Origin of the sequence: Neorhizobium sp. 2083, from assembly GCF_031455615.1 — a bacterium.
GTDB lineage: Bacteria > Pseudomonadota > Alphaproteobacteria > Rhizobiales > Rhizobiaceae > Neorhizobium.
The window spans coordinates 377,460-404,188 of record NZ_JAVDTC010000004.1 but is presented as its reverse complement, the minus strand read 5'-3'; the positions used below and the strand labels follow the sequence as shown (position 1 = coordinate 404,188).

The 26,729-nt window shown below is 61.6% G+C and carries 36 protein-coding genes and 1 tRNA gene; 24 read left to right on the top strand and 13 right to left on the bottom strand.

The window, feature by feature from the left end:
• Positions 1-162 precede the first annotated feature (162 nt).
• The 20 genes from J2X76_RS18065 (at position 163) to J2X76_RS17970 (ending at position 10,310) form a co-directional block, all read left to right on the top strand.
• Positions 163-345: a hypothetical protein gene (locus tag J2X76_RS18065; RefSeq protein WP_310218640.1), complete on the top strand. Its 183-nt coding sequence runs from the start codon at positions 163-165 to the stop codon at positions 343-345.
• 5 nt (positions 346-350) lie between these two features.
• Positions 351-602: a hypothetical protein gene (locus J2X76_RS18060; protein ID WP_310218639.1), complete on the top strand. Its 252-nt coding sequence runs from the start codon at positions 351-353 to the stop codon at positions 600-602.
• On the top strand, positions 599-919 hold the full coding sequence (locus tag J2X76_RS18055; protein WP_310218637.1) for a hypothetical protein: 321 nt from the start codon (positions 599-601) through the stop codon (positions 917-919). Before J2X76_RS18060 ends, J2X76_RS18055 begins: the two co-directional genes overlap by 4 nt.
• A 3-nt stretch (positions 920-922) precedes the next feature.
• A complete protein-coding gene (locus J2X76_RS18050; protein WP_310218635.1) occupies positions 923-1,198 on the top strand; it encodes a hypothetical protein in 276 nt (91 codons plus the stop codon).
• A complete protein-coding gene (locus tag J2X76_RS18045; RefSeq protein ID WP_310218633.1) occupies positions 1,191-1,403 on the top strand; it encodes a hypothetical protein in 213 nt (70 codons plus the stop codon). The genes J2X76_RS18050 and J2X76_RS18045 overlap by 8 nt, the downstream gene beginning before the upstream one ends.
• On the top strand, positions 1,396-1,572 hold the full coding sequence (locus J2X76_RS18040) for a hypothetical protein (protein WP_310218631.1): 177 nt from the start codon (positions 1,396-1,398) through the stop codon (positions 1,570-1,572). The genes J2X76_RS18045 and J2X76_RS18040 overlap by 8 nt, the downstream gene beginning before the upstream one ends.
• Positions 1,572-2,450: an ERF family protein gene (locus J2X76_RS18035; RefSeq protein WP_310218629.1), complete on the top strand. Its 879-nt coding sequence runs from the start codon at positions 1,572-1,574 to the stop codon at positions 2,448-2,450. Before J2X76_RS18040 ends, J2X76_RS18035 begins: the two co-directional genes overlap by 1 nt.
• Positions 2,447-3,058: a YqaJ viral recombinase family protein gene (locus tag J2X76_RS18030; RefSeq protein WP_310218627.1), complete on the top strand. Its 612-nt coding sequence runs from the start codon at positions 2,447-2,449 to the stop codon at positions 3,056-3,058. Before J2X76_RS18035 ends, J2X76_RS18030 begins: the two co-directional genes overlap by 4 nt.
• Positions 3,055-3,819 (top strand): recombination protein NinB, encoded by a 765-nt coding sequence (locus J2X76_RS18025; RefSeq protein ID WP_310218625.1) that lies wholly within the window; start codon positions 3,055-3,057, stop codon positions 3,817-3,819. Before J2X76_RS18030 ends, J2X76_RS18025 begins: the two co-directional genes overlap by 4 nt.
• Position 3,820: 1 nt before the next feature.
• Positions 3,821-4,096 (top strand): hypothetical protein, encoded by a 276-nt coding sequence (locus J2X76_RS18020; protein WP_310218623.1) that lies wholly within the window; start codon positions 3,821-3,823, stop codon positions 4,094-4,096.
• Positions 4,089-4,748 (top strand): hypothetical protein, encoded by a 660-nt coding sequence (locus J2X76_RS18015; RefSeq protein ID WP_310218622.1) that lies wholly within the window; start codon positions 4,089-4,091, stop codon positions 4,746-4,748. Before J2X76_RS18020 ends, J2X76_RS18015 begins: the two co-directional genes overlap by 8 nt.
• Positions 4,745-4,954: a hypothetical protein gene (locus J2X76_RS18010; protein ID WP_310218621.1), complete on the top strand. Its 210-nt coding sequence runs from the start codon at positions 4,745-4,747 to the stop codon at positions 4,952-4,954. The genes J2X76_RS18015 and J2X76_RS18010 overlap by 4 nt, the downstream gene beginning before the upstream one ends.
• A complete protein-coding gene (locus J2X76_RS18005) occupies positions 4,951-5,157 on the top strand; it encodes a hypothetical protein (protein WP_310218620.1) in 207 nt (68 codons plus the stop codon). The genes J2X76_RS18010 and J2X76_RS18005 overlap by 4 nt, the downstream gene beginning before the upstream one ends.
• Before the next feature lie 3 nt (positions 5,158-5,160).
• Positions 5,161-5,586 (top strand): DUF968 domain-containing protein, encoded by a 426-nt coding sequence (locus J2X76_RS18000; protein WP_310218619.1) that lies wholly within the window; start codon positions 5,161-5,163, stop codon positions 5,584-5,586.
• Positions 5,583-6,152 (top strand): hypothetical protein, encoded by a 570-nt coding sequence (locus tag J2X76_RS17995; RefSeq protein WP_310218617.1) that lies wholly within the window; start codon positions 5,583-5,585, stop codon positions 6,150-6,152. The genes J2X76_RS18000 and J2X76_RS17995 overlap by 4 nt, the downstream gene beginning before the upstream one ends.
• Complete coding sequence (locus tag J2X76_RS17990) at positions 6,145-6,558, top strand: hypothetical protein (RefSeq protein WP_310218615.1); 414 nt, start codon at positions 6,145-6,147, stop codon at positions 6,556-6,558. Before J2X76_RS17995 ends, J2X76_RS17990 begins: the two co-directional genes overlap by 8 nt.
• Entirely contained in the window at positions 6,551-7,198 is a 648-nt protein-coding gene (locus J2X76_RS17985; protein WP_310218613.1) for a hypothetical protein, read from the top strand. Before J2X76_RS17990 ends, J2X76_RS17985 begins: the two co-directional genes overlap by 8 nt.
• Complete coding sequence (locus J2X76_RS17980; protein WP_310218611.1) at positions 7,195-8,724, top strand: hypothetical protein; 1,530 nt, start codon at positions 7,195-7,197, stop codon at positions 8,722-8,724. The genes J2X76_RS17985 and J2X76_RS17980 overlap by 4 nt, the downstream gene beginning before the upstream one ends.
• 191 nt (positions 8,725-8,915) lie before the next feature.
• A complete protein-coding gene (locus tag J2X76_RS17975; protein ID WP_310218610.1) occupies positions 8,916-9,101 on the top strand; it encodes a hypothetical protein in 186 nt (61 codons plus the stop codon).
• A 171-nt stretch (positions 9,102-9,272) separates the two neighbouring features.
• A complete protein-coding gene (locus tag J2X76_RS17970; RefSeq protein ID WP_310218609.1) occupies positions 9,273-10,310 on the top strand; it encodes a tyrosine-type recombinase/integrase in 1,038 nt (345 codons plus the stop codon).
• Positions 10,311-10,373: 63 nt separating this feature from the next.
• Here J2X76_RS17970 and J2X76_RS17965 read toward each other — a convergent pair.
• From J2X76_RS17965 to J2X76_RS17950, 4 genes are all read right to left on the bottom strand, one after another.
• Positions 10,374-10,449, bottom strand: a tRNA-Lys gene (locus J2X76_RS17965).
• A 233-nt stretch (positions 10,450-10,682) separates the two neighbouring features.
• A complete protein-coding gene (locus tag J2X76_RS17960; protein WP_310218608.1) occupies positions 10,683-11,612 on the bottom strand; it encodes a PhzF family phenazine biosynthesis protein in 930 nt (309 codons plus the stop codon).
• Positions 11,613-11,676: 64 nt separating this feature from the next.
• Positions 11,677-12,411: an NUDIX hydrolase gene (locus J2X76_RS17955; RefSeq protein WP_310218607.1), complete on the bottom strand. Its 735-nt coding sequence runs from the start codon at positions 12,409-12,411 to the stop codon at positions 11,677-11,679.
• Positions 12,408-13,517, bottom strand: coding sequence for an endonuclease/exonuclease/phosphatase family protein (locus J2X76_RS17950; protein WP_310218606.1), 1,110 nt, complete (start codon positions 13,515-13,517; stop codon positions 12,408-12,410). Before J2X76_RS17950 ends, J2X76_RS17955 begins: the two co-directional genes overlap by 4 nt.
• 190 nt (positions 13,518-13,707) lie before the next feature.
• Between J2X76_RS17950 and J2X76_RS17945 the strand changes: the two genes are divergently transcribed.
• Positions 13,708-14,070 carry a DUF4189 domain-containing protein gene (locus J2X76_RS17945; protein WP_310218604.1) on the top strand — a complete coding sequence of 121 codons (363 nt, stop codon included), beginning with the start codon at positions 13,708-13,710 and terminating at the stop codon, positions 14,068-14,070.
• A 9-nt stretch (positions 14,071-14,079) separates the two neighbouring features.
• Here the strand turns inward: J2X76_RS17945 and J2X76_RS17940 are convergent, their stop codons facing one another.
• The 3 genes from J2X76_RS17940 to J2X76_RS17930 are packed head-to-tail and all read right to left on the bottom strand — an operon-like array spanning position 14,080 to position 17,786.
• Positions 14,080-15,108 carry an ABC transporter ATP-binding protein gene (locus J2X76_RS17940; protein ID WP_310218602.1) on the bottom strand — a complete coding sequence of 343 codons (1,029 nt, stop codon included), beginning with the start codon at positions 15,106-15,108 and terminating at the stop codon, positions 14,080-14,082.
• Positions 15,096-16,790 carry an iron ABC transporter permease gene (locus tag J2X76_RS17935; protein ID WP_310218601.1) on the bottom strand — a complete coding sequence of 565 codons (1,695 nt, stop codon included), beginning with the start codon at positions 16,788-16,790 and terminating at the stop codon, positions 15,096-15,098. Before J2X76_RS17935 ends, J2X76_RS17940 begins: the two co-directional genes overlap by 13 nt.
• 12 nt (positions 16,791-16,802) lie before the next feature.
• A complete protein-coding gene (locus J2X76_RS17930; RefSeq protein WP_310218599.1) occupies positions 16,803-17,786 on the bottom strand; it encodes an ABC transporter substrate-binding protein in 984 nt (327 codons plus the stop codon).
• 242 nt (positions 17,787-18,028) lie between these two features.
• Between J2X76_RS17930 and J2X76_RS17925 the strand changes: the two genes are divergently transcribed.
• Positions 18,029-19,930 (top strand): CASTOR/POLLUX-related putative ion channel, encoded by a 1,902-nt coding sequence (locus tag J2X76_RS17925; RefSeq protein WP_310218597.1) that lies wholly within the window; start codon positions 18,029-18,031, stop codon positions 19,928-19,930.
• Between the two features lie 230 nt (positions 19,931-20,160).
• On the opposite strand, the gene J2X76_RS17920 is transcribed toward J2X76_RS17925, so the two are convergent.
• The 5 genes from J2X76_RS17920 to J2X76_RS17900 all read right to left on the bottom strand — a co-directional run bounded on the left by J2X76_RS17920 (position 20,161) and on the right by J2X76_RS17900 (position 23,975).
• On the bottom strand, positions 20,161-21,387 hold the full coding sequence (locus tag J2X76_RS17920) for a PLP-dependent aminotransferase family protein (protein ID WP_113129135.1): 1,227 nt from the start codon (positions 21,385-21,387) through the stop codon (positions 20,161-20,163).
• Positions 21,388-21,485: 98 nt separating this feature from the next.
• Positions 21,486-21,887, bottom strand: coding sequence for a type II toxin-antitoxin system VapC family toxin (locus tag J2X76_RS17915; protein ID WP_405030060.1), 402 nt, complete (start codon positions 21,885-21,887; stop codon positions 21,486-21,488).
• Between the two features lie 15 nt (positions 21,888-21,902).
• Positions 21,903-22,163 carry a type II toxin-antitoxin system Phd/YefM family antitoxin gene (locus J2X76_RS17910; RefSeq protein ID WP_113129215.1) on the bottom strand — a complete coding sequence of 87 codons (261 nt, stop codon included), beginning with the start codon at positions 22,161-22,163 and terminating at the stop codon, positions 21,903-21,905.
• A gap of 114 nt (positions 22,164-22,277) precedes the next feature.
• Complete coding sequence (gene ilvC / locus J2X76_RS17905) at positions 22,278-23,297, bottom strand: ketol-acid reductoisomerase (RefSeq protein WP_310218594.1); 1,020 nt, start codon at positions 23,295-23,297, stop codon at positions 22,278-22,280.
• A 39-nt stretch (positions 23,298-23,336) separates the two neighbouring features.
• Positions 23,337-23,975, bottom strand: coding sequence for a TetR/AcrR family transcriptional regulator (locus tag J2X76_RS17900; RefSeq protein ID WP_113131039.1), 639 nt, complete (start codon positions 23,973-23,975; stop codon positions 23,337-23,339).
• A gap of 186 nt (positions 23,976-24,161) precedes the next feature.
• On the opposite strand from J2X76_RS17900, the gene J2X76_RS17895 reads away from it, so the two are divergent.
• Positions 24,162-24,524, top strand: a complete 363-nt coding sequence (locus tag J2X76_RS17895; RefSeq protein WP_113131075.1) for a DUF4087 domain-containing protein — start codon at positions 24,162-24,164, stop codon at positions 24,522-24,524.
• A gap of 21 nt (positions 24,525-24,545) precedes the next feature.
• On the opposite strand, the gene J2X76_RS17890 is transcribed toward J2X76_RS17895, so the two are convergent.
• On the bottom strand, positions 24,546-25,448 hold the full coding sequence (locus J2X76_RS17890; RefSeq protein WP_113131076.1) for an AraC family transcriptional regulator: 903 nt from the start codon (positions 25,446-25,448) through the stop codon (positions 24,546-24,548).
• A gap of 189 nt (positions 25,449-25,637) precedes the next feature.
• Here J2X76_RS17890 and J2X76_RS17885 point away from each other — a divergent pair, with 189 nt between their 5' ends.
• Entirely contained in the window at positions 25,638-26,684 is a 1,047-nt protein-coding gene (locus J2X76_RS17885) for an NAD(P)-dependent alcohol dehydrogenase (protein WP_310218593.1), read from the top strand.
• The last annotated feature ends 45 nt before the right edge of the window (positions 26,685-26,729 follow it).

Below are 26,729 nucleotides of genomic sequence, written 5' to 3'. Positions count from 1 at the left end.
TTCGCAATAAACATTCGGGATTATTCCCTTGCATTGGGGATTTTTCCCGAGTACATTCACCTCATCAGCCGACGGAATGAGCCCCGCAAGGAAGCAGCGAAACCGAAGGCGCCAGCGGGCAAGTTCAGCGTCCCGCGAAGTTTCAAGGATGGGGATCCGAGCATGGCATTCGTTACACGCTACCGCATCGAAGACCTTCAGGGCCGCACGCTCGCCGACGACTTCACGGATGAAGCCGAGGCCGTCGAACTGGCGAACGAGCTTGACGCCGATGTTGTTGAGTACCGCCGGCCCGGCTTCGACCTCCCCCGCCCGTCCCAACAATACCTGATGGCAGCGGAGTGACCGCCATGCACAGATCATTCGCAATGCTCTCGTCCGACGCCGCGCACAAGCTCGCGATGCGGACCCGTCACGCCTACATCGCCGGCCAGTTCACCCATGAGGAATTCGTGGTGAAGCGCGCCCGGCAGGAGATCGTCGCCCACAACCGGTTCGAAACCCTGCTGGCGCGGATGTATCCGAACCACAAGCCCGACCTGATCGAGGCCAATGTCCTGGCCGGCGGACGGGTCGAGATGGTGAAGGGAGCTTCGCTGTGAACACGAACAAGATCAAAAAAGCTCTCGAAACGATCGAACTCCGGACCAGCGCCCTCGAATGGCTCACGCTCTACGGGAAGCAGATCACGGGCAAGGTTGATGCGGTGGAAGCCGCTATCTCGATCCGCCCTTACATCGGGGACGAATGCAATGGCGCGCGCAACGCGGTGCAGCTTCTCCAGTCGTACTCGCTGATCAACCTGCCCGCCATTGTCGAGCAGTCGATCAGTTGCTGCCGGAACGACATCGAGATCGCCCGTGACATCATCCGCCGGGAGATCGAACCCACCCCTTCCACCGATAGCGAAGGAGCGTGAGACATGGCCTACGGTGCTTACAGCGGTCCAGACAAGGCCGATAAGGGCAAGGAAAACGGCTCCTGCAACCGCGGACGCTGCCAGTGCGCTCCGGCTCGCTGGTACAACCACGGCTCCTACGCTTGGTACTGCGACGACTGCAAACGGCAGATCTACGATGCGGTCGGTCAGCGTCATTGGGCGAAGGATTTTCCGAACGCTGGGCATCCAATGTTCGAAACTCGTGAGCAGATGGACGCCCGCGCCGCCCTCTCCAAGCAGGAGAGCACCGATGGCTGAGCACCGCACCAGGGCACAGCGCGAGGCCAATGAAATCGATCTCCAGATGTTCAATCTGGCGAGGCGCATCGAACGGTTCGCCCAGGAGATCGCACGAGCCGGCGAAAAGCGTCCTTTCCTCGGCGTTGCAAGAGACCTCACGGCCAATCGCTTTTACGTCCAGAGCTACATGCACCCGAAAGACCGGGAGAAGCTCAATGCGTGACCTCGGCCACTTCCCCAAAGCCTCAGCGGATCATGTCCTCGTCTTCACGCCGAAGACCAAAGACTTCCTCGCCGTTTTCGCAGTCTTCATCGTCGTTCTTGCGATCGGCATCACCATCTCCGAGCTGCGCGACCAGGCGCGGCAATTCGAAACCGCAGAGCGGGTCTGATGGGAACCGTCATCGATCCGGCCGGACCGGAAATCTCTATCGGGACCGCCGCGACCGGCGTCCTCGCCAAAGCAAAAGCAGCCATGGAGGCAAAGAAAATGAACGAAGTGGTAAAGCACGAAGAAGCGAAGATCGTCCGCGCGGAAGACGCTCCCATGGTCGCCATGATCGAGCGGATTGCCATGGACCCGAACATCCCGATTGATCGCCTCGAGAAAATGCTGGCGATGAAGGAACGTATGGAAGACCGCGCCCGCGATGACGAGGATCGTCAGGCGAAGAAGATGTATTTCGCGGCTATGTCCCGATGCCAGGCTGAGTTGCCCGTCGTCATCAAGACCAAGAAGAATGATCACACCAAATCTACCTATGCTGACCTCGCCGCAATCGAAGAGCAGGCGATGCCCATCATCCATCGGCACGGGTTCGCTGTCTCATTCCAGCCGGACGGATACAACGCGAACGGGGAGCTTCGGATACTCTGGGAGATTTCCCATGAAGGTGGGCATCATCGCAACGGCGTCGGGGAAATCCCCGTCGATGTGGCTGGCGCTCAGGGAAGGGTGAACAAGACCGGAACGCAAGCGTTCGGCAGCACCGCCACATATGGTCGGCGTTACCTGCTCTGCATGCTGTTCAATATCAGCACCGGTGACGATCGTGATGGGAACAACCCGCCGCGCCAACCGGAAACCGTTTCGGAAGACCAAGTGCAAATCATCCGAGGCCTCTTGGATGAGACGGATTCCGATATCGAACAATTCTGCCGCATGGGCAAGATCGATGCGCTACCCGACATGCTGGCGGTAGATTTCGATGATGCCGTCCGGCTGCTGAACCAGAAGAAGGCCAAGATGCAGCAGAGGGCCGCGTCATGATGGAGGTCTTCGATTTCGAACAGGGCGAGGAAGAATGGTTCCATGCCCGCATGGGTATCCCGACCGCCAGCAAGTTCGCCACGGTCATGGCAAAGGGCGAAGGAAAAACCCGCAGCGAATACATGCGGAAGCTTGCCGGCGAAATCATCACGGGCGAACCGGCGGAATCGTTCTCCAATGTCCACACCGAGCGTGGAAACGTCATGGAGGACGAGGCGAGGCAGACCTACGCCTTCGTAGAGATGGCAGAGATCCGTCGCGTCGGCTTCATCCGCAACGGCAACAAGGGCGCCAGCCCCGATAGCCTCGTCGGCGCCAACGGCGGCTTGGAGATCAAGACCGCGCTGCCGCATATCCAAATCGATCGCCTCGAGCGGGATCGTCTCCCCCCGGAGCATAGGGCCCAGGTACAGGGCAACCTATGGCTCTCGGAGCGCGAATGGTGGGATTTCGTCTCCTATTGGCCTCGCCTGCCAATCCTGACCGTCCGCGTCTACCGCGACGAGGATTACATCAAGACCATGGCTGACGAGATTGACAGGTTCAACGACGAGCTGGCGGAGCTTGTGGATCGTATCCGCCGCTATGGTCAGAAGGAGGCGGCATGACCACGCGCCAGACCGTCACCATACAGGGACCAGTAGAACGCGATCAGATCGCACGATGGGCGCGCAATGTCGAAGCCGGCACGGTCGTCACCTTCCGCAAGAAAAGCCGATCGACGGAGCAGTCTGCAAAAATGTGGGCGATGCTCAGTGAGGTTGCCGAGCAGGTTGAATGGTACGGCCAGAAGCTCGACGCCGAGGACTGGAAGGACATGTTCACCGCGTCACTCCGCCACGCCCGCGTCGTGCCCGGCATCGACAAGGGGACCTATGTCCCGCTCGGCATGCACACGTCCACGCTGACGGTCGAGGAGATGAGTAATCTGATCGAACTCATCTATGCCTTCGGCGCAGAACATGGCGTCGTGTTCAAAGATCCGAAGGAGCCCGATCAACCCGATTCCGGCGATGTCCCCCCGCCGGATGAAGCCGACGACGCCTCCCCCATCCCGTCGTCGGCCGAGGAGGTGGGCGATCCGCCGCTCACCTCCTCCACCATTTCCGATGCTGATCTCGATTGGCTCAAGACTGTGACGAAGATGCTTTGGTCGGCCACCCACGCCGGCAAGGAGAACCTTCATATCCTTGAGACGCAGAAGATGTGCGTGCCGAGCGGCAAGCCTTTTTCCGAGGATGCTCGGGAGAAGGCCCGCAAGATTTACGAGCAGTTGGAGAAGGTTCCGGCGCTCGGACACGACAAGGCCGGCAAGCGCGGAATCGTCGCGAACATCGCCGGTATCAACCCGCGCGACCTGGAGGCATAAAATGGCCTACTTCTCCAATGGCACCGAAGGCATGATGTACGAGGAGAAATTCTGCGACCGCTGCCTTCACCAGGAAGGCTGCCCGGTCTGGGATGCTCATCTCCTCTACAGCTATCGCGACTGCAACGACGAAGGCAGCATCCTGCACATGCTTATCCCGCGCGATGGTGCCGGCAATGCTCGTTGCCGAATGTTCGTCGACAAGGGGCTGTTGAGCAATCTCGCGCTGTTGCAGTACCGCGCTGAGGCGCAGAAGGCGGAGGTGGCCCATGGCTGACCGCCCGATCTTATTCAGCGCCCCAATGGTGATAGCCCTGCTCGCTGGCACTAAGACGCAGACGCGGCGGATCCTCAAGCCGCAGCCAACCATCAACTCGGCCGGTCTTCTGGTGTGGGAAAGTCGGAGAGACTTCGTTCAGGGACTTCCAAGGGATGTCGCCTTCATGCAGCGGATCGCGAAGGGCGATCGCCTCTGGGTGAAGGAAAACCACGCCATCGTGCCACGCACGGCATACCGGATGAGCGAGGGCGTCCAGCAGATATTGCGGCCCGACGATGATCACGACGCAGCGGTCTACGCCGCCGGCTGGGATCGGTCGAAGCCGGGCCGCTGGCGCCCATCCATCCACATGCCCCGTTGGGCCTCCCGCCTGACGCTCACCGTCACCGACGTGCGGGTGGAGTGGCTGCAGGATATCAGCGGTTCGGATGCTATCGCAGAAGGCGCTGATATCACGCGCGAGATGACCATGACCGGCCCGATGGTCAAGGTAGCGCCAGGCACCTACCTATCGCCAATCGCTTGGTATCACCGCCTTTGGGACGAGATCAACGGCGAAGGCTCATGGGACGCCAATCCGTGGGTTGTCGCCTACACCTTCACCGTCGAGCGCGGCAACATCGACCAGATCGGGAGGGCTGCGGCATGAAGGCCCTCGCCCACACCCTGATCATGCGCTCCCACGCCTCCGGCAATCCGATCGCCACGACGGACCGGGACGCCGAGTTCTACCTCATCAACCACGGATACGCCGCATATAGCCAGAAGCCGCTTATGGTGCTCACCAAGGCCGGTACTGACTACGCGGACCGTGAGCTTGCCTGGCAGCGGCAGGAAGAGCGGTGGGCCAGATGAGCGAATCCTTCGACAAAGCATCGATCCTGTCGACCATCACCGACGGCATGAAGATGAAGGCCCGGATGATCGAGAAGGGCGTCACCGCCGCCCGGGTCAAATGCCCGAAGTGCGATGGCATGCTTCACGCCCGCCTCGCCGGCCGCAACAACCATATCCGCTTCTGGTGCGACGGCCCATGCAAGCGCCAGATGATGGAGTAGGTTATGACCGCTTTCCGTATCGCACACCACGCCGCCAGCCCAGCTCCGACGCCCAAGGCCAAGGCGGTGAAGAGCAAGGGATACCTCGCGTTTCTGCACGAGCTACCGTGCGCTGTGTCAGGCGTCTACGGCGTCGAGGCCGCGCACCTTTCCATGGCCGCTCCGAAATATGGACATTGGGGACGCGGGAAGGGAAGCAAGGCTCCTGACCGCTGGGCGCTTCCCCTGTCTCCGGCAGAGCACGCCCGCCAGCACAATATCGGCGAGGAAGCGTTTTGGCGCGCCGCCGGCATCAACCCGCACGTCCTGGCGCTGACCATCTTCGGCCTCTGGTCCGACATGGGTGACGATGCACAGCCCTTCGCCGCGGCGATCGTCAATCAGCACCTCGCAGCTTCCAACCGTCTTCGGGAAAGGGATTCGCTATGACCGTCACCCCAGAACAGGCTATCGAGAATATCCGCCAGGCTTTGGAAGCTGGCCCATATGAAGGGCCGTGGACCATTGAAGAGTTCCAGCACGATGGGCGCCCATGCGCGCTGATCGTATCGGCGGGCGGAACGATCATCGCTGAGATCCGCGGCTACATCGATTCTTGCGGCAATGGCGAGAACGCTCGCTTCATCGCCGCCTGCAACCCTCAGAACGTCGCCGTCCTCCTATTTGCCCTCCAGTCAGCGGCAGATACACCAGCGCCCTCGTCACATGTGGACGGGGACCGACTGGACGAACTCACCAAGCAGCGCGATCACTTCCGCGACCAGTGGCGTGCCTGCTGGGCACCCCTGACGCCAAGAAGCGAAAACGAAAAGCGGGGCTTTGAGCGCGTTCTCGCAATTCTCAAATCCAAACTGAGCGACGGCGGCGGCATCGTTGGCCCTTCCGAAGTCCAGCGCGCTCACAACGACTTCTATCGCGGACGCCGTGTTGCATTTGAGGAATGCGCCACCATGCTCCGCGCCGCCCTCGAAGCGGAGGGCCAGAAAGATGCGTGAACTCAAGTTGCAGCCCGAAAACACCATTGTGGATATTCCGGACCTCAACCGGTTCCAGATTGGCGATCATGTTGTTGTCGATGCCACAGGCGATTTCGACCGCTTTGAAGGCGTGATCATCGGGATGGAGCTTCGCAGGATGTATGGCTCTAGCTACCTCAAGCCGAGCATCACGATCTTGCACGATGGCTGCATTACGGACGAGTTCAAGCCGTCCGACTGCCGCAAGGTCGATCCCCCATCCCCCGCAACGAATATGGAGCCGTCTGACGAGCTACGAAAGCGCGTCATGCGCGCCATTTTCGACCCCGGCGCGACGGAAGGCTTCAAGGGCGATCGCGACCTGACGACGTGGCAGACGGACGCTGTGATGCGCGTGATCGCGGAGGGCCGAGCCGATGCTTAGCCGCCGCGCGTTCCTCACGAGCACCGCAGCAGTCGCGATCGCACCCCTCTTGCCTGCCGTGCAATCCGTCGCAGCCGAGGCCACCCTAATCCGGCCGGCTACAACGATTTGGGTCGGCGGTCATCGCGGAGAGTACGACTGGCAACCCTTCCACGGGGAAACCAAGCGCGATGTCATCAGGCAGCTTTTGGAACATCACAGCCATGGCAACGATGAAGAGATCGACGCCACCATGACCATGACCGACGAGGAACTGGACGTCGAGTTGAAGGCCATGGAGATGTCCCTGCAGCGCGTTTCGAAAATGGATGGCCTTCAGCCAGACGAAATCAGGGGCCATCACTGGATCAGAGCTGGCCTTGGCTCATGCTGCGATCGCTGCGACAGCGAGACCTGCGCCGACATGGGTGCCCGCGCACTCAACGGCGAGGCCGTCTGTGAAGAGTGCTTGACCTTCCGCGATAAGATCCAGCTCGGCGACTACGAGGACGAGATCGAGGAAGAGCTGGTCGAACTGTTGACCGATCACGACCTCAACGAAGCCGAAGTTTTTCAGGTTCTGGCTATGCGTGGCGACGAGACAGCCGTTTCGCCGGCGCTGTGGGCTAAGTGCCTTGTGGAAGCGAGGAAATGGGCATGACCAAGACAGAAAACATACCGCCCCAAACGAATGTGCGGGTGAAGCCGCTTGAATGGCGAAAGGGGTACTGCGACGAAGCAGTCATAATCGAGCAAGCGTCGTTTGGCGGGCTGTATCAGGTCCGGCAATTCGGCGGCGGCTTATGGCTTGATTATCCCTATGCGTCTGCTGTGGAGTTTGGGACCGTAGACGCAGCAAAAGCAGCCGCGCAGGCGGACTATGAGCGCCGCGTCATGGCTTTGCTGGACGCAGCATCCCTGCCGATTTTGGTGGGTGAAGTTCCAGTCAACGCCTGCATCGCGAAGCTCACCTGGATGCTTACAACAACCGGTCGCGACTGGCGTAGCGGACAGGAGTTTATCACCGCTGCGCACAGCCAAGAAGTCATCGACACTTTGCGCGAGGCTTTGCGTTTACTGCAGGCTATGCGAACCGACCCAGCCAATCCTCTTTCGGTGGGTGGCGCAGAGGATGCATTCAAAGCCTGGTGGCTTTCATTGCCGGTGAAGCCGTCGATGATCATGCCTGCGAAAGATGGCTTTTGTGCTGGTTTTGCGGCAGCGATCGACGCGTCGCCGGCATCTATTTCGGTGGGGCAGCCCTTTGCCTGGTACTGGCACGACGCGACCGGCGCGCTGTGGATTACTGGCGACGGTCGCAAGCCCGACGTGCCGGCAGAGGCGAAGCCGCTCTATGAGCACCCGCAGGCCAATGATCTTTCGGCGGGATGGGTCAAAGGCATCGAGACGGCTCCTTATGCAACGACTGTCTTGGGCACCTACTTTGACGGTGACGTGGGTGAGTGGATTGTGCAGCTTTTTGTCGGAGACCGTCCCGCCGCGCCATTCACGCACTGGATGCTGGTCACGAGGCCCGACGAGGCGCCGCCAGCTGAACCTAATGTTCCGGTCGACAGGGATGATCTGGCTTGCAAGATCCAAGGCATCTTCTCGAGCAATCTCTCCATCGACGAAGATTATGACATCATCGGAACCGGGCCCGCATCCTACAAGGTCGCCGACCTGATACTCTCGCTCACATCGCCCCAACCGAAAACGGTTGTGGTCTGGACCAGCCAATACCAGCTGGACGAGGCGCTGAATTGTGGCATCGGCTACATTTACGGCGCGGAAGGGAAGCCAGAGAAGGCAGACATCCCGCTTATGCGACTGGCTGATGGTGGACCCGCTCCATCAGACAATCGCCCTCTTTTTGGCGAGCTTCCGTCACCTTCACCTTTCACGCGGAAGTTAGGTCACTCTGCCGCCGATCTTGTTGCCAAGATCGCTCAGGTTTCCACAGCTGTCGGCTTCCAAGCCAATGAACCAGCGATGGAGATGGCAGGGCAGATCGTTTCCATTCTAGCCGCCAATCCCGAGCACATCGAGCGTTTCATGTCCGAAGGCTCGGAGCTGTTTTTGGACGGCACCTTCAACCATGAAAACGGGTCGCTGACCTATCGCGCCATAAACGGCTCGATCCTGTCGCCGTCCGTTCTTCGCGAGAAGAAAGGGCAGCAGCAATGACCGCCAGCAACACGCGAGATCGCCTTATCGGAAACTTGCTCGATCGATGGGAGATGACGCCCAACGATCTGAAACAGGAGATGCGGGAGCATAGTTGCGGCAAGCAACTGGACGAGCTTTTGCACCATGTCGAATCCCCATCACCCCAACCGAGGGCGATGGGCACATCTACCCACGAGCAGGAGGAGTAGATGCTCGAATTCGCATATCTCCTCCACGTCGCCAGCCACGTGGACAGCGTCATCCCATCAACAAGGGAGTTCTGGCGGCGCAAGATCGGCATGCCGGAGGATGTCGTGGCCGATCCGCGGGCGCTGGCGGTGATCCTCGCCGAGCGTCGCGACACCTGTGGAAACAATGTGGATGACGCAACATGAGCCGAGCCCGCACTTACACGAAATCTGAAATCACGGATGCTGCTGCTGCGGCCGCGATGCACGGCGTGAACGTCATCATGCACCCAACTGGTGAGATTGAGTTCTCGCCCAAGAGATTTGCCGCCGAGAAGACAGAAGAAACGCCCGAGGAAGGGCTACAGAGGTGGCTTGATGGAAGGAAAGCTCGTCGGAGTGCATAAGGTCACCGTGAAGCTAGCTGATGGTAGGCTGGAAACCTACTACTACGCTTGGAGAGGCAAAGGCGCGCCTCGGATGAAATCGAAGCCAGGCACGAAGGCATTCACACAGGAATACGTTCGGCTGACCCGGGACCGACAAGCCGCCGCGGTGACCGGGACGATCGGCTCTCTGATAGACGATTTCCGCAAGACGCCCGGGTATCAGTCTCTATCGCCGTCAACTCGCCGCGACTACGAGCGCCAGTTCGGCGCCATCCGGCTGGAGTTCGAGACGTTCAGCGTCAAGCACATCGAGGCACGAGGCAGTCGCAAGGTGTTCCTTGATTGGCGCGATACGATGAGCGAAGCCCCGCGGTCGGCGGACATGCACATCGCCCTGCTCTCCCGCCTATTCGCTTGGGCAAAAGACAAGGAGATAATCCTCCGCAACCCGCTGGAGCGCGTGGAGCGCCTTCACGATGGCACGCGGCGGGATATCATCTGGACCGATGCACAGATCAACAAGGTGCTCACGGAAGCTGCTCCACACATTCGCTCGGTCGCAATGATCGCCCTTTGGACAATGCAGCGCCAGGCGGACATCCTCACGATGCCGACGCTGGCATTCGACGGGCAGAGGGTCATGATCAAGCAGGGGAAGACGGGAGCGCGAGTGCGCGTCGTGGCCGCACCAGACATCCTTCCGGTGCTGCGAAAGGCCAAAGAGATCCAGCAGCAGAGGGTTCTGGTGAACTCGTTCGGGCAGAACTGGACATCGAGTGGATTCCGGTCCTCATGGCGCAAAGAGATGGCGCGGCTCGGAGTGAAGGGCGTCACATTCCACGATTTGAGAGGAACCGCCATCACCTTCGCTTATGCTAACCTTGATCGGTCGCATGACGAGAAGATCAAACTTATTTCGGAGATTTCAGGCCACACGCAGGATGATGCCGAGTCGATCATCCGCAAACATTATCTGGCCGGCCAAGAGGTCGTTGATGCGATTGGCCGAGGAACGAAGAAGGAATAAATTGTAAAACGCGTCGCCGGCCGTAAAACGGGCCGGCAAAACAGGACGCTAAGTAATTGAAAATGGTGGGTGATGTAGGGCTCGAACCTACGACCCGCTGATTAAGAGTCAGCTGCTCTACCAACTGAGCTAATCACCCAAGAACCATCTGTGCGAGGCGTGCTCGCCAGCGGTGTGAGGGGCGTATAAAGGGGATCGTTCGGCTTGTCTAGCGGCTCCGTCAAAATTCTTCGCCTGACCCGATAAAAAATTCCGCCATGCGGATTTCGGCTCAGGGGAAAAGGTGCCGCGCCCTTGGAGGCGGGGCAAAGACGAAACGTTTCAAAGTCTTAGTGCGTCACAATATCGCAATCTTCGCCAAGGCGGCGAAATTCAGAGATAGAGCGTGCCTTCCGCGATCTTGATCGCCTGACCGCCGATGCGGGCCCTGGCTATCTCACCCTCCTTCACGTCGATATGCAGGTGAATGAAGGACGGTCGTCCCATTTCCACGCCCTGCTCGACCAGCACGGGGTGATGGCCGTCCGGCAGCGCGTCGAAATGCCGGATCGCTCCGGAGAGTGCGGCGACTGCAGCGCCCGTGGCCGGGTCCTCGGAAATCCCCATATCCGGCGAGAACATCCGCGCATGGAACTTCGCCTGGTGGTTCACGCCGCTGCGGCAATAGACGTAAGCCGATGCGAGCGCCCCCTCGACGAACGGCGCCGCTTTTTCCCACAGAGCGATATCGAATTCGAGATTGCGGACCGTCGCGAGATTGTGCAGCGGGATCATCAGGAAGGGCACCCCGGCGCTCCAGATGGAGGCGACGTGGTTCTCGAAGCCGATGTCCGTCGACTTGACGCTCAGCGCATCGGCAAGCCCCTGCCGGTCGAGCGGAAGCTCGATCTGCACCGGCTTTCTCGGCAGGTCGAATTCGGCAAAACCCGCCTCGCCGGCGCGAAGCCGCACGGCGCAGCGCACCGGCCCGACATTTTCCTCAAGCACGCAGACGAGATCCATATCGGCCTGCCCGGCCCCGTGCTCAGTCCCATGATTGAGTTCGGCGAGCGCCACCGCTGTTCCAACGGTCGGATGGCCTGCGAAGGGCAGTTCCCGGCCCGGCGTGAAGATGCGCAGGCGCGCGGCATAGGCGGCATTCGCGGAGGCCTGAATGAACACCGTCTCGGAGAGGTTCATCTCCCGGGCGATCGCCTGCATGGTGTCGTCGTCGAGGTCGTCTCCATCGAGAATCACCGCCAGCGGATTGCCGGCAAGTCTTCGGTCGGTGAAGACGTCATAGATGCTGTAGCGACGGGCCAACCACACCTCCCCGTGTTTCAATGGCGCCAAACTGCCCGACCGGTCGGCTCAAAGCAACCCCTGTTCAGCGCATCGAATGACCGAAAAACAGATCGAGAATCGGGAACATCAACGTGCTGTAGGGATGCGCGCCGCGATCGGCCGACCGGATCGCCACCGCACCGGCGATCTCCTTTTCCTCGTCGTGCACCATATGGGCGGCGATGCGCGCCAGCATCTGCTCCGCCGCGAGGTCGAAACGATAGAAGCGGAATCCGACGACCCGGTGCCCGCTATGGCTGGCGAAGAACTGCGGCTCGACCCTGGCCTCATCGAGATCCAGGCCGGTTTCTTCGAGCACCTCGCGGCGCATATTGGCCTGGAGATCGAGCTTGCCATCGACGATGTCGAGAAGATCGAGCGATCCCGCGGCGCAATAGACCTGGCCCGGATTGGCGGTCCTCTCGCTCATCCGGACGGCGATGATCGCTCCATCGGACGAGACGAGCACGGCGAAGCCAAAGAGGTGGAAGGCGCCCGCCGGATCCCGCTGCTTGCGCCACCACAGCAGCGTCGAATAGGGGATGACATGCGCCTCGCCGACGATCACGCCGTCCCGGAACGAAAGACGGTTCTGCAGCACCATCTGGCCGTTGAAGAGATGCGGATTAGCCGCCGCCTCAAGCTCCCAGTTCGCCTCGATCTCGCTCTGGTGGGCCGCATAGAGCGGATGCGGGCCGGGCAGGACCGAAAGATCGAAGGCCTCGACCTCGAAGACAGTGTTTTCGGCGGGCCAGCCGCCGGTCGCCTGGATGGTCATGCGAGCTCCAGCGACATGACGACGGGGCAATGGTCCGATGCCTTCGGCCGGTCCCAGCCGATGCGCGGAAACCGATCCACCTCCTGCCCCGGCGGAAAGACGGTACGATAGGGCTGCCCGCCGCGGATGATCTCCGGCACCCCGCCGGAATTACGCTCCGCCAGCGCCGGCGACAGCCAGATATAGTCGAGCTGGCAGAGATGCTGCTCCTCCGGCCCGCGGGCGTGATAGAGCGTCCAGCGGTCCATCACGTCGCGGCGCGTCATCGGGTTCACCACGAAACCATCCTCGGTAAACACGTTGAGCGCGCTCACCGCCTCGCGCCGCGGCTCGAACCGGTAACCTTCGCGGCGGGAGCCGATCACCTGAACCTTTTCCTGGTAATCGTTCATGTCGCCGCAGATCGCGAAATTCTTGTCCGCCGTCCGGCCCTTGCCGAAGCGACGCTCGACGATCTGGCGCACAGCCCTCGCCTCCGCCATGCGGATTGCCATCGTGCCGGTGCGGCCGTCCTGCCCATCGCGGGCATTGCCCATGGATTTGAAATGGACGACGAACAGCGAGAACGGTTTTCCCCCGATCGTCAGCTCCAGCTCCAGGCAGTCGCGCTTGAAGATCTTGTCATGCGCCTGGTTGCTGAGCGCCAGTTCGTCGTTGAAGAGATCGAGGTCCTGATAGGTCAGCATGGCGTGGCTGCGCACGTCCAGCACCTCGATTTTCTCGCCGCCGCGGGTCTCCTCGCGCATCAGCACCGCGACGTCGATGCCGCGCGAATCATTGCCCTCGACCAGGTATTTCTGGCGGTAGCCATTGCCGACCATGCGGTAGAGATAGCCGTATTCGAAAGCCTGCAGGGCCGGCATGTTGTCGACCTCCTGCAGGCAGAGGATGTCGGCGTCCGCATCGGCGATCGCCAGCGCCGAGAGCTGCCGCGTATCGTCCGTCTCGGCGATCATCCGGGCCTGTTCGAGCTGCTGGTAGACCGCCTTGTCCTGCACGTCATAGAGCCTGAGCACCCTGTCCTGCCGGAGCTGGTTGCGCCAGCCGGAAAAATCGAAGCGAGTCATCAGGTTTTCGATGTTGAAGGTGCCGAGACGTAGAGACATCAAATCCATCCTGTTGCGGTGTCACCTTAGCCGGCGCGGCCCACAATAAAAGTAACCAAATCAGGAAATTTAAGGCGCAAGCCGCCTGCCCGAGCGCCAACCTCGATTGCGGAGAAATCAAGCCGGTGCCATCTTCGCCGGCGGGGCGGCCCGGTCACCGATAGGAAGCGATCGCCGAGGGGAACAGTATATGAAACGCGAAATCCTGATATCTCTTTCCATCTGCGCCATGCTTGCGGGTACGGGTGCGGCATTCGCCGACAGTTTTGGGGCCATCGCCTATTCGCCGCGCACGGCCGCGCTCGGCTGGTCCTATGACCATCAGACCCAGCGAAGCGCCGAGCGAACCGCGCAGTCCAATTGCGACGCCAGCGACTGCCGGATCGCAATCTGGTTCAAGAACGGCTGCGGCGCTGTCGCCAGGGGTTCTGACGGCTGGGGAGCCGGCTGGGGCGGCGGCCGCAGGGAGGCCGAATTTCAAGCCATCCGCTCCTGCCGCCAGAATACCGGCGGCTGCCACGTCATCCGGTGGCAATGTTCCGGCGCCGAATAGGGTTCCGGCTTAAAGACGCCAGGCCGAGCGTATGACGATGGCGAGCCTGTCCGCGACCTTGACCGGATGGCGGCTGAACGCGCGCAGGGTCTGCCCGTCCGGCAGGGCAAGGCGCAGCGCATAACGTTCGCCTTCGAACAGAACCGAAAGGACGGTCACCGCGGCGCCCTCGGCGGCGATCTCGACGTCCTGCGGACGGACAAGGATATCGGCGCCCGGCCCCACGGCACGATCGGCCAGCACCAACTGCATGGCAGGCCAGTCGAGAAGCCGCCTGTCACCGGCCGGTGACGGCAGCGACAGGATTGCCCCCTGCCCCACGAGACCGCCGACCAGCCGGCCTTCCGGCCGCGCATAGATCTCCTCGGGCGTCGCCACCTGCAGCAGCCTGCCCTCGGACATCACGGCGACATCGGTCGCGAGCGCCATCGCTTCCGCCTGGTCGTGAGTGACATAGATCATCGTCGCGCCGGAGCGGGCATGGAATTCGCGAAACGTCTCCTCCATCTCCTGGCGCAGATGCCGGTCGAGATTGGCGAGCGGCTCGTCGAGCAGCACGACATCCGGCTCGGTGACCAGGCAACGCGCGAGCGCCACGCGCTGCCGCTGGCCGCCGGAAAGATCGGCCGGCCGCCGGTCCGCATAGGTTTCGAGATGCACGGCAGCGAGCGCGTCCCTCACCTTGCGGTCACGCTTGTCGCCGGAAATGCCGCGCACCTTCAAGGGATAACCGACATTCTCCGCCACGCTCATATGCGGCCAGAGCGCATAGGACTGAAAGACCATCGCCATGTTGCGGTGTTCCGGGGGCACCATCTCGCCCGCATCGGCCAGCACCCGTTCGCCGAGTAGGATCGAGCCGTCGCTTGGCTGCTCGAAACCGGCGATCATCCGCAGCACCGTCGTCTTGCCGCAGCCGGACGGACCGAGCAGCGCCAGGAAACCGCCTTCGCGGACCGTCAGCGATATGTCGTTGACGGCCGCCCGGCCGGCCATGTCGAATGTCTTTGAGAGGCGGTTGAGGATCAGCTTCGCCACGGGACCACACCTTTGGGCAGACGTTTCGCCATCAGTTCCAGAAGGATCATCATCGCGATCACCATGACGACGACGAGGACCGACAATGCCGCGGCGATGTTGAAACTGCCGCTGTCATCGAGATTGTAGATCAGCACGCCGAGTGTCTGGGTGCCGGCCGACCAGAGAAGCGCCGAGACGGTCAGTTCGTTGCAGGCGATCAGGAAGACGAGGATGACCGAAGCGCCCGCGGCCGGCGCCACCAGCGGCACCAGGATATCGGCAAGCCGGCGCACAAAACCGGCGCCCGAAAGCCGCGCCGCCTCTTCGAGCGACGGATCGAGCTGGCGGAAGGCGCTGACGACCGGCTTCAGGCTGACGGCGAAGAAACTCGAGAAATAGGCGATCAGGATGATCCAGATCGTCCCGTAGATCGAGATGCCGATCACCGGAATGGGCGCGGCGAACAAAAGGATGAAGGCGACCGCCAGCACGATGCCCGGCAGCGCATAGGGGATTTCCGCCAGTGCCGAAATCAGACCGGTAAAACGGCTCCTGCTGCGCACTAGGAAATAGCCGGTCAGCACCGTCACCACCAGGAGACCGAAGGCGGTGGCAAGCGAGAGCGAGAGCGAGTTGGCGAATGCGGTACGCGTCGCCACCTGACGCACCAGGATTTCCTCATAGGCCTTGACGGTGACGGTCGCCGGGCTGAGCGGCACGCCATAGGCCGGCGCCAGCGAGCTTGCGACAAGCGCGATGAGCGGCATGATGAGGATCAGGAAGATCGTCAGCCACAGCACGAGTTCGGCGAGCCAGCGCCAGGCGCCGAGACGGAACACCGCGACCTGGCCTGAAAGGCCGATGACGCGATAGTCGCGGCCGCGCAGCACCCGTCCTTCGACCGTCAGCCCGATGATCGAGAGAATGGCGATCAACGCCGACAGGATCGAGACATCGGCAAAGGTGCCGGGGCCGAAAGCCGCAAATTTCGAATAGATCAGCGTCGGCAGCGTATAGATCCCGGCCGGAATGCCGAGGATCGCCGGAATGCCGAAATTGCCGACGCAGGAAACGAAGGCGATCGCCGCGCCCGCTGCGAGACCCGGCAGCGATAAGGGCAGGATGACATCCTTGAGCACCTGCCAGGAGGATGCCCCGGAGAGCCGCGCTGCCTCGACCGCATCGCGCGGCAGCGCCAGAAGCCCGGCCCGGAGCGACAGGTAGACGAGCGCCGCGTTCTGCACGCCATAGAGCAGCGCGATCCCGCCGATCGAATAGAGCGGCTGAGGCGAGCCGAGCGGCGGCGCCAGCCCGATCGCCTTCAGGAGCGCGCTCGAAGGCCCGGTCATACCGATCCACGAAAGCGCCGTCACCTGCGGCGGGATCATCGTCGGCAGCATGAACAGGAAACCGAGGAGAGCCTTGCCGCGGATATCGAACAGCGTCAGCAGAAGCGCAAAGCCGCCGCCGAGCACGACGGCCGCGATCATTCCGAAAAAGGAGGTCGACAGCGTATCGTAGACTGACCGCCAGAGACCGGGATCGGACAGAAGTTCGCCTGCGCCGCCCCGAAAGGCCGACATGATTCCGGTCGCGGCAAGCCGTCCGAGCGGCAGCACGCTCAGGCAGAAGATCACCGTTACGACAAAAGGAAACAGCCAGCGTGGCTGGCTGTTTCCCCGATTTCGAGATTGTCTCATCAGGCGCTTATATCAGCCTTTGATGCCGAAGATATCCGCGAAGCCCTTGACGTCCTTCTCGGAGTTCTTGAGCGCATCGGGAGCGTTGATCGGCAGGACCTTGATCGTCTCGCGCGCCGGGAAGCCGGGCGGTACGGCCATGCCGTTGCGTGCCGGGATGTAGCCGAGCTTCAGGAAACCTTCCTGGCCCTTCTGGGAGAGCACGTAGTCGATGAACTTCTTGGCATTGTCCGCATGTTTGGTCGAAGCGAGGATCGCAGCCGGCTCGGTGACGGCGGATACGCCTTCTTTCGGGAACACGAACTCGACGGGAGCACCCTTCGCCTTTTCGCGGATCGGCAGGTAGTCGACGACGAAGCCATAGGCCTTTTCGCCCGAAGCGACCGACTTCAGGATCGCGCCGTTGCCGCCGGCGGCAATCGCGCCATTCGCCTTGAGGTTCTTGTAATAGTCCCAGCCGAGGCCGGGCACGCCGGCAAGCGTCTGGGCGTGGATGAGGGCCGCACCCGAAGCAAGCGGGCTCGGCATGGTGACGAGGCCCTTGGCTTCCGGCTTGGCAAGGTCCGCCCAGCTGGTCGGCTTCATCGCGGCCTGGGTGTTGTAGATGATGCCGGTGGTGATCAGCTTGGTCGAATAATAGAAACCGTCGGCGTCATAGAGCGCCTTGTCGTAGTTTGCCGCCTCGGGCGACTTGTAGGCCAAGAGCTGGCCGGCCTGCTTCATGCGCTCCAGCGTCACCGTGTCGGCGATCAGGAGAACGTCGGCGGCCGGATTGCCGGCCTGGATCTCGGCATTCAGCTTCGCCATGATCTGCGGCGTCCCGTCACGCACCCACTGCACGTCGAGGCCCGGATTGGCGGCCTTGAAGCCGTCGACCGTCGCCTGCGCATCCTCGTTGGGCTGGCTGGTATAGAGCACGAGATCGGCGGCCTCAGCGGCGCCGGCAATCGTGCCAAAAGCCACGAGGGCGGTGAAAGCGGAAAGAAGGTTCTTCATCGGAGCGTCCCTGTTCGAACATAAGCTGCGGACGATAAGCATTCCTGCTTGACAGCCATGTGACAGACTGTGAGCAACGCCGATCTTGCCATGTGTTTTACCAGCGGCTGCCGGGATTCGAAGGCTAAATTTACTGTCCGCCGGTCATTCCGGCACAGCGCCCGCCAGAACCCCGCCACTTCAATTGTTTTGCAACCAAATCCTGCCATCTCCTGCACAAGGGTATATTTCGGGGGCGTGGGATGAAAGACCGGGAAAACTGGCGCGCGCGGCTGCGCTATGGGTTCGACAAGAGCATGGCAGGCGGCGCGATCGCGCTGATCGGCTGGCTGGCGGTGATATCGCTCATTGTCATCCTCCTTGCAGGCGCCCTGCTTGCGATCACCGGCATCGCACCGGAAGGCGGGCAACCGGTCGGATTCCTCGAAGGCGCATGGGAATCGCTGATGCGCACCATGGATGCCGGAACGATGGGCAGCGACCTCGGCTGGAGTTTCCGCGCCGTTTCGCTGGTGGTGACCATCGCCGGCATCTTCGTCTTCTCCGCCCTGATCGGCGTCATCTCGTCCGGGCTGGAGGAGAAGCTCGACGAGCTGCGCAAGGGTCGTTCGCGGGTGCTCGAAACGGAGCACACGATCATCCTCAACTGGTCGCCGTCCATCTTCGACGTGATCTCCGAACTCGTCATTGCCAATCAGAGCCGCCGCAATCCCCGCATCGTCATCATGGCCAACAAGGACAAGGTGGAGATGGAGGACGAGATCGCCGCCAAGGTTGCCGACCGCAGGAATACCAGGATCATCTGCCGCAGCGGCGACCCGACCGATCTCTATGACCTCGGCATCGTCAACCCGCAGACGTCGCGGTCGCTCATCGTCCTGTCACCGGAGGGTGACGATGCGGACGCACAGGTGATCAAGACCGTCCTCGCGCTGGTCAACGATCCCAACCGGCGGCCCGAGAAATACAGGATCGCCGCGGAAATCCGCAACGCCGACAATGCCGACGTGGCAAGGATCGTCGGCGGCGACGAGATGCAGCTGGTGCTCGCCGACGACCTGATCGCCCGGATCGTCGTCCATACCAGCCGGCAGGCGGGGCTGAGCGCCGTCTATTCCGAACTGCTCGATTTCGACGGCTGCGAGATCTATACGCTCGAACAGCCGGACATTGTCGGAAAATCATTCGGCAATGCCGTCCTCGCCTATGAGAACAGCACGCTGATCGGCCTCCGCGACAAGGACGGCGCCATCCACCTCAATCCCAACCCGAACCAGGTGATCGTCGCGGGCGATCGCGCCGTCATCATCGCCGAAGACGACGACTCGATCAAAACCTGGACCGGCGACATGGGCATCGACAAGACGGCCATCAAGGCGATCGTCAGGCGCGGCAAGACCGCGGAGCGCACGCTGATCCTCGGCTGGAACCGCCGCGGCCCGATCATCGCAAACGAGCTTGTCCGCTACGTGGCGCCAGGCTCACGGCTGACGATCGCCGCCGACACGCCGGAATTCGAAGAGGACGTCGCCGGGCTCGACCTCGACAAGGCTCTGCTCGCGGTCGAACACCGGGTGATCGATACCAGCAGCCGCGCCGCGCTCGACGCGCTCGACATACCCTCCTACGACCACGTTCTGGTCCTCGGCTACAGCGACAGCATGATGGCGCAATCGGCGGACACCCGCACGCTGATCACGCTGCTGCAGCTGCGCAAGATCGGGGAGACGGCCGGCAAACATGTCAGCGTCGTCAGCGAGATGATCGACGTGCGCAACCGCGAGCTCGCGGAAGTCACCCGCGCCGAGGATTTCGTCGTCAGCAACAAGCTGGTGAGCCTGATGCTCGCCCAGGCCTCCGAAAACGAATCGATGGCGGCGATCTTCGGTGAGCTGCTCGATGAAGCCGGATCCGAGATCTACATGCGGCCGATGAGCGACTATGTGGATATCTCGAAACCGGTGAACTTCTTCACGGTCGCGCTCGCAGCCCTTCGCCGGGGCGAGATCGCCATCGGACATCGCCGCCAGCGGCCGGGCGAAACAGATGTCAGGAACCTTGGCGGCGTGGTCGTCAATCCGCCCCGTACCGAAATGACCGCCTATGCCGATGGGGACATGCTCATCGTGCTCGCCGCCGACTGAGCGGCCCGCTCCACACCGAAGGTCGGCGTCAAGGGAACGCGGGCCGACCACCTGTCCGCGCCGACGACCTATCCGCTATGCTCGGGCTTGACCCGAGCATCTCCTGCCGCCCCCCCTTTTAGGCGGCAGATCCTCGGGTCAAGCCCGAGGATAACGCCGAGAGGATGCAAGGCCTGTCAACCGGATGAGCCTGCGATTTTGCGGCAGGCTTTCCGGTTCATGGGATCTGCTCAGGCCGCGGCCCGGATCGCGTTGGAGATCAGGCGGCCGAGCCGCTTGATGCCTTCGTCGATCATCGCCTCGTCGGCGCAGGAGAAGCTCATGCGCAGCGTATTGGCATTGCTGCCGTCCGCATAAAACGCCTTGCCGGGAACGAAGGCGACCTTTTCCGTGGCGATCGATTTCGCCAGCAGTTCGGCGCCGTCCATGCCCTCCGGCAGGGTCACCCACACGAACATGCCGCCTTCCGGGCGCGTCCAGGTGGTGTTCTTCGGCATATACTTGTCGAGTGCCGCCAGCATCGCATCGCGGCGCTTGCTGTAGACAGCCTTGATCTTGGCAACCTGGGCGTCGAAACCGCGCGAGGCGACATGCTCGATGGCGATCTGGTTGATCGTCGAGGAATGCAGGTCGGCCGCCTGCTTCATCAGCACCAGCTTGCGGATCACCGGCATGGCGGCGACCACGAAACCGACGCGCAAGCCCGGCGCCAGCGTCTTCGAGAAGCTGCCGCTGTAGATCGTCCGCGTGTTTTCGATGCCGCCCTTGCGGGCGATGTCGAGCGCCATGATCGGCGGAATGGCCTCACCGTCATAACGCAGATGCTGATAGGCGGCGTCCTCGAGGATCGCGATATCGAGTTCGTCGGCCAGCGCCAGCAGCTTTTCGCGGCCGGCCAGATCGATCGTCTCGCCGGTCGGATTGGAGAAGTCGGCAGACAGATAGGCGAACTTGACGGCGCCGCCGGTCTTGGCCGCGGTGTCGCGATAGGCTTCCGGCGTGCGGTTGCCGTTCAGCGACAGCTGGTCGTAATTCGGCTCATACGCATTGAAGGCCGAAAGCGCGCCGAGGTAGGTCGGCCAGGTGACGAGCGCCGTATCCTTCGGCGACAGGAACAGCTTGCCGAGATAATCGAGCGCCTGCTGGGAACCGGAGGTGATGAACACATTGTCCGGGGTGCAGTCGATGCCGATCTTGGCGACGTCGCGGGCGATCCATTCGCGCAGCGGCTTGTAGCCTTCGCTGACCGAATATTGCAGAGCCGAACCGACCTGCGCGCTTGAAAAAATATCCGAATAGGCTTCCTTGAAGGCCGCATCCGGAAACAGCGCCGGATCCGGAATGCCGCCAGCAAACGAGATGATGTCGGGCTGGTCGAGCAGCTTCAGCAGTTCGCGGATTTCAGAGGCGCGCATGCGGCTCGAGCGCGTCGCAAAGATTTGTTCCCAATCAAGCACGGAATGTTTCCTCTTATTTCAATTTTCTTTGCCCGACCTTTACACAAAGATCGATAGGTCAGCAAGGCTGACCTATCGGGTCGATGGATTTTTTTCGATCACATTTTGTGTTCGAAAGGATTGAGAACCGGAACGGCCAAAGGATCAAAATCCCTGATGTTGCGGGTTACGACAGTCATCCGATGAACGATGGCTGTGGCGGCAATCAGGCAATCCTCAATCATATGATCCGGACGGCCATGCATGAGGCGGGCCCATTCCCTGAATACATCGGCATCGGCATCAAGACATCTGACCGAAGCAATGATCATCTCCAGCCAATGTTCTATCTCGTCAGCCTTCCGTGGATCGTTCTTACGCGCCATTTCAATACCGGCTTGAATCTCTCCGGCGGAAATGCTGGCAAAATGCAGCGAAGAACTCGGCACGGATGCCAGCCAGGCCAATACTGCCCCATGCGGCTTGCGCCGTCGAAACTCGGACAGAACGTTGGTATCCAATATGTACATCGGATATCAATCGTCGAAGTCTGGAACGGGCCGGCGCTTCCAGCCGCCTCGCACTGGAGCCTCCAGATCGAACCGTGGTCCCGGGCCGAGAAGCAATTCCTTCAAATCCGGTTTGGCTCTTTTTTGGAGGTTTTCCCATTCATCGAGCGAGACCAGTATCGCTTTCGGTTCACCCCGCTTTGAAACCAGTTGCGGCCCCTCTTCCAAAGAAGCGTCGAGCATCTCGCTGAACCGAGCCTTGGCATCCTGAACTGGCCATTGACGCATGCAACTCTCCATCTGACTAGTCTGCAGTCTAGTCAGATGGAGAGTTGAAGGCAAATGAAAGAAGGCCAGAGCTTTCGCCCTGACCTTCCACTCGTCCGGCTTTTGCCGAAAAGCTTAGTTGACGCTCTTGTCGACCAGCTTGTTCTTGCCGATCCAGGGCATCATGCCGCGCAGCTTGGCGCCGACTTCTTCGATCTGGTGGCTGTCGTTCATGCGGCGGATGCCCTTGAAGCGCGAGCCGCCGGCGCGGTATTCCTGCATCCAGTCCGAGGTGAACTTGCCGGTCTGGATGTCCTTCAGGACGCGCTTCATCTCGGCCTTGGTTTCGTCGGTGATGATGCGCGGACCGGTGACGTATTCGCCCCACTCGGCCGTGTTGGAGATCGAGTAGTTCATGTTGGCGATGCCGCCTTCATAGATCAGGTCGACGATCAGCTTCACTTCGTGCAGGCATTCGAAATAGGCCATTTCCGGTGCATAACCGGCTTCGGTCAGGGTTTCGAAACCGGCGCGGATCAGCTCGACGAGGCCGCCGCAGAGAACGACCTGCTCGCCGAAGAGATCGGTTTCGCATTCTTCGCGGAAGTTGGTTTCGATGATGCCCGAACGGCCGCCGCCGACGCCGCAGGCGTAGGAGAGCGCGAGTTCAAGCGCGTTGCCGGAAGCGTTCTGGTGAACGGCGACGAGGCAGGGAACGCCGCCGCCCTTCTGGTATTCGCCGCGCACCGTGTGGCCCGGGCCCTTCGGCGCGATCATCACGACGTCGACCGAGGTCTTCGGCTCGATCAGGCCGAAATGGATGTTGAGGCCGTGGGCGAAGGCGATCGCCGCGCCGTCGCGGATGTTCGGAGCGATTTCGGCCTTGTAGATGTCGGCCTGCAGTTCGTCCGGGGTCGCCATCATCATCAGATCGGCCCACTTGGCGGCTTCGGCGACGGTCATCACCTTGAAGCCGTCGGCTTCGGCCTTCTTGATGGTGCCGGAACCGGCCTTGAGTGCGATCACGACGTTCTTGGCGCCCGAATCCTTGAGGTTCAGCGCATGCGCGCGACCCTGGCTACCGTAGCCGATGATGGCAACGTTCTTCGCCTTGATGAGGTTGATATCGGCATCCCGATCATAATAAACGCGCATCGTTTTTCCCTTCCCTATGCGTGGGTTTGTTGATGACTGTCATCGTCCAGCGGAGACGCCGAGCGCGTCCGCCGATTGTTTTTGCGTGCCGTGCAGGGTGAGAAAGGCCGCAACAGCCTTCTCCGCCTGGCGCGCATTGTCCTTGAGGCCGGGCTCGCCGAGCAGCATGCGCACATGCAGGTCGGACACGACCAGACCGTAAAGCGTGTGATAGGCGGCGTCCGCATTGTCGAAGCGCAAAAGCCCTGCCCTTTTTCCCTGGTCGATCAGCGCCATGGCGCGGCGGTCGATCTGCCGGCGGCCGTGTTCGAGCAAGAGCTTGCCGAGTTTCGAGCCCTCGCGGTTCGCCTGGCCGATCGCCAGACGATTGAGCGCCAGCGAAACGTCGCCGGCCAGAACCTCCAGCAGGTCGCGCGCAAAAAGTTCGAGATGGTCGCGCAGGAGATCGGCCGTCAGCCGCTCGCCCGAACGCTCGAAGGTGCGCACCTTGGCCGCCTGGTGGGCGATCATCGCCGCCAGCAGGCCCTCGCGGTCGCCGAACCACTTGTACAGGCTTTCCTTGGAGCAATTGGCGGCACGGGCGAGACCGGAGGTCGTCAGCGCCTTCTCGCCGCCTTCCACGAGCAGCCGAAGCGCCTGTTCCAGAACGGCGTTCTGGCGCGGCGAAAACTCGGGCATGTCGGTGGTATCGGCTCTCACGGTTCTCAATCCTTTTGCGTACCGTACGGTACGGTTCTGCTCGTATAAACGATCCGCCGCCGCCGTCAAGCCCGTTCTTCGACGTCGGTCATCAGGCATGAAGGATTTCAGGCTAGATGTTCTCGGAAGCGATGCAATCGCCCGAACGATCAGGGGGACCCCTTCATGAACCGGATATGCCGCGCATTTGCAGCATTGGCTTTTCTCACCCTTCCCGCGGTGGCCCAAGCCGCCGAAAACCGCTGCGGCTGGATCCAGAATCCGACGCCCGGCAACTGGTGGCTGGACGACGCCGAGGATACATGGACGATCCGCACCCAGGGAAGCGACGAGGAACCGGAGGGCATGGACCTCATCCCGGACATTTCCGAGCGCGACTATGTCCGCACCAACGGCAACTACGGTTACGCCTGCGCCTGCATGAAGGTCGATACGGACGACGACGGGCAGATCACCAGGATCTATTCGTTCAAGCAGCTCAAGCTTGCCCAGTGCCGCAACGACAAGGCGCTGAAATTCCCCGGCTGATCGTCAGATCTCGAGCCCTCGTCATTCCGCAGCAGCGAGGATCGCATCCACGTCACGCAGCGGTGACACGCCGTAGAGCCGGCTGTATTCGCGGCTGAACTGCGACGGGCTCTGGTAGCCGACCCGGTGGCCGGCGCTGCCGACATCCAGTCCCTCCAGCAGCATCAGCCGCCGCGCCTCGTGCAGCCGCAGCTTCTTCTGGAACTGCACGGGCGTCATCGCCGTCACCGACTTGAAATGATGGTGCAGCGAGGACGGACTCATTCCGACATGGTCGGCCAGGTCCTCGATCCGCAATGTGCGGTGGAAATTGGCGCGCAGCCAGGCGACGGCGCGGGCGATGCGGTTGCTGCGGCTTTCGGATGTCGCGATATGCAGAAGCCGCGCGCCGTCCGGGCCGCACAGGACCCGATAGAGGATTTCCTCCTCGATGAGCGGCGCCATCGCCGCAATATCCGACGGCCGGTCGAGGAGGCGAAGTAGACGCGTCGCCGCGTCGAGCAGTTCGGGCGCTGCGACATTCGAGACGATGCCGCGCATCGCGTCGGTGTCGGAACCTGGCCGCGGAACCTCGACCCGCTCCAGGAGCGCCGAAAGCCTGTCCGGATCGATGGCGAGCGCGAAACACAGATGCGGCATGTCCGGGCTTGCGGCCGTGACGCGCGATGTCACCGGCAATTCGATCGAGGTGAGAAGACAATCGCCGACGCCGTAGGCGATCGTCTCGTCCCCAAGCTTGACGCTCTTGGTGCCTTGCAGAACCAGGCAGATGCAGGGCCGGTAATCCATATAGAGCGGGGCGGTCGGGATCGACCGCCGACCGAGCACCAGGTTTCCGATGGGCGTGAACACCTCCCCGTCCTTCTGAACATGCCGTGCGGCAATCGAGGCAGCCTCGTAGTAGGGATTGAAGGGCAGTGTCATGTTGCCTCCGGGATCGGCGAGTGAGTATTTTCCCTAAGCCGAATTTAGCCTCCGAGCCAACAGGCTGGCCATCACTTTTGCAGGATCGTGCAAAAAGCTAGGAGGATCGCTCTAACGCTGTTGCGAGGTCCGCAGGCATAGTCCGCCCGTCCAATCCCTCTCCCAACCCAACAGATGAACGGAGCTTTCATGGCTATTGCAAAAGGCTATGCCGCAACCGACGCGTCGAAACCGTTGACGCCCTTCACCTTCGAGCGACGCGAACCGAACGACGACGACGTCGTCATCGCCGTGCAGTATTGCGGCGTCTGCCACTCGGACATCCACCAGGCCCGCAACGAATGGGGCAATTCGCGCTTTCCGATGGTGCCGGGCCATGAAGTGGCCGGCATCGTCTCGGCCGTCGGCTCCAGCGTCACCAAGTTCAAAGTCGGCGACCGCGTCGGCGTCGGCTGCTACGTCAATTCCTGCGTCGGCTGCGCCACCCGCGATCTCGACTACGAACATTTCCTGCCGGGCCTCGTCCAGACCTATAACGACGTTGAAGCCGACGGCACGACGCCGACCTATGGCGGTTATTCGGATCAGATCGTCGTCAAGGAAGGTTATGTCCTCTCCTTCCCGGACAATATTCCGCTCGACGCCGGTGCGCCGCTGCTCTGCGCCGGCATCACGCTCTATTCGCCGCTGCGCCACTGGAAGGCCGGCCCGGGCATGAAGGTCGCGATCGTCGGCATGGGCGGCCTCGGCCATATGGGCGTCAAGCTCGGCGCGGCCATGGGCGCCGATATCACCGTGCTCAGCCAGACGCTGTCGAAGAAGGAAGACGGCCTGAAGCTCGGCGCCAAGGACTATTATGCGACGAGCGACGCCGAGACCTTCACCAAGCTCGCCGGCACGTTCGACCTGATCATCTGCACGGTCGGCACGACGATCGACTGGAACGCCTATCTCGGCCTCCTGAAGTTCGACGGCTCGATGGTCCTGGTCGGCGTTCCGGAACATGCGGTGCCGGTCCATGCCTTCTCGGTCATCGGCGGCCGCAAGAGCCTGTCCGGCTCGATGATCGGCTCGATCAAGGAAACCCAGGAAATGCTGGATTTCTGCGGCGAGCATGGCATCACGTCCGAAATCGAGAAGATCAACATCCAGGATATCAACGAAGCCTACGAACGCGTCATCAAGAGCGACGTCCGCTACCGCTTCGTCATCGACATCGCTTCGCTGGCAGCCTGATCTAAAGAACGGAAGGGCGGCTCTCGGGCCGCCCCAACCCCACGC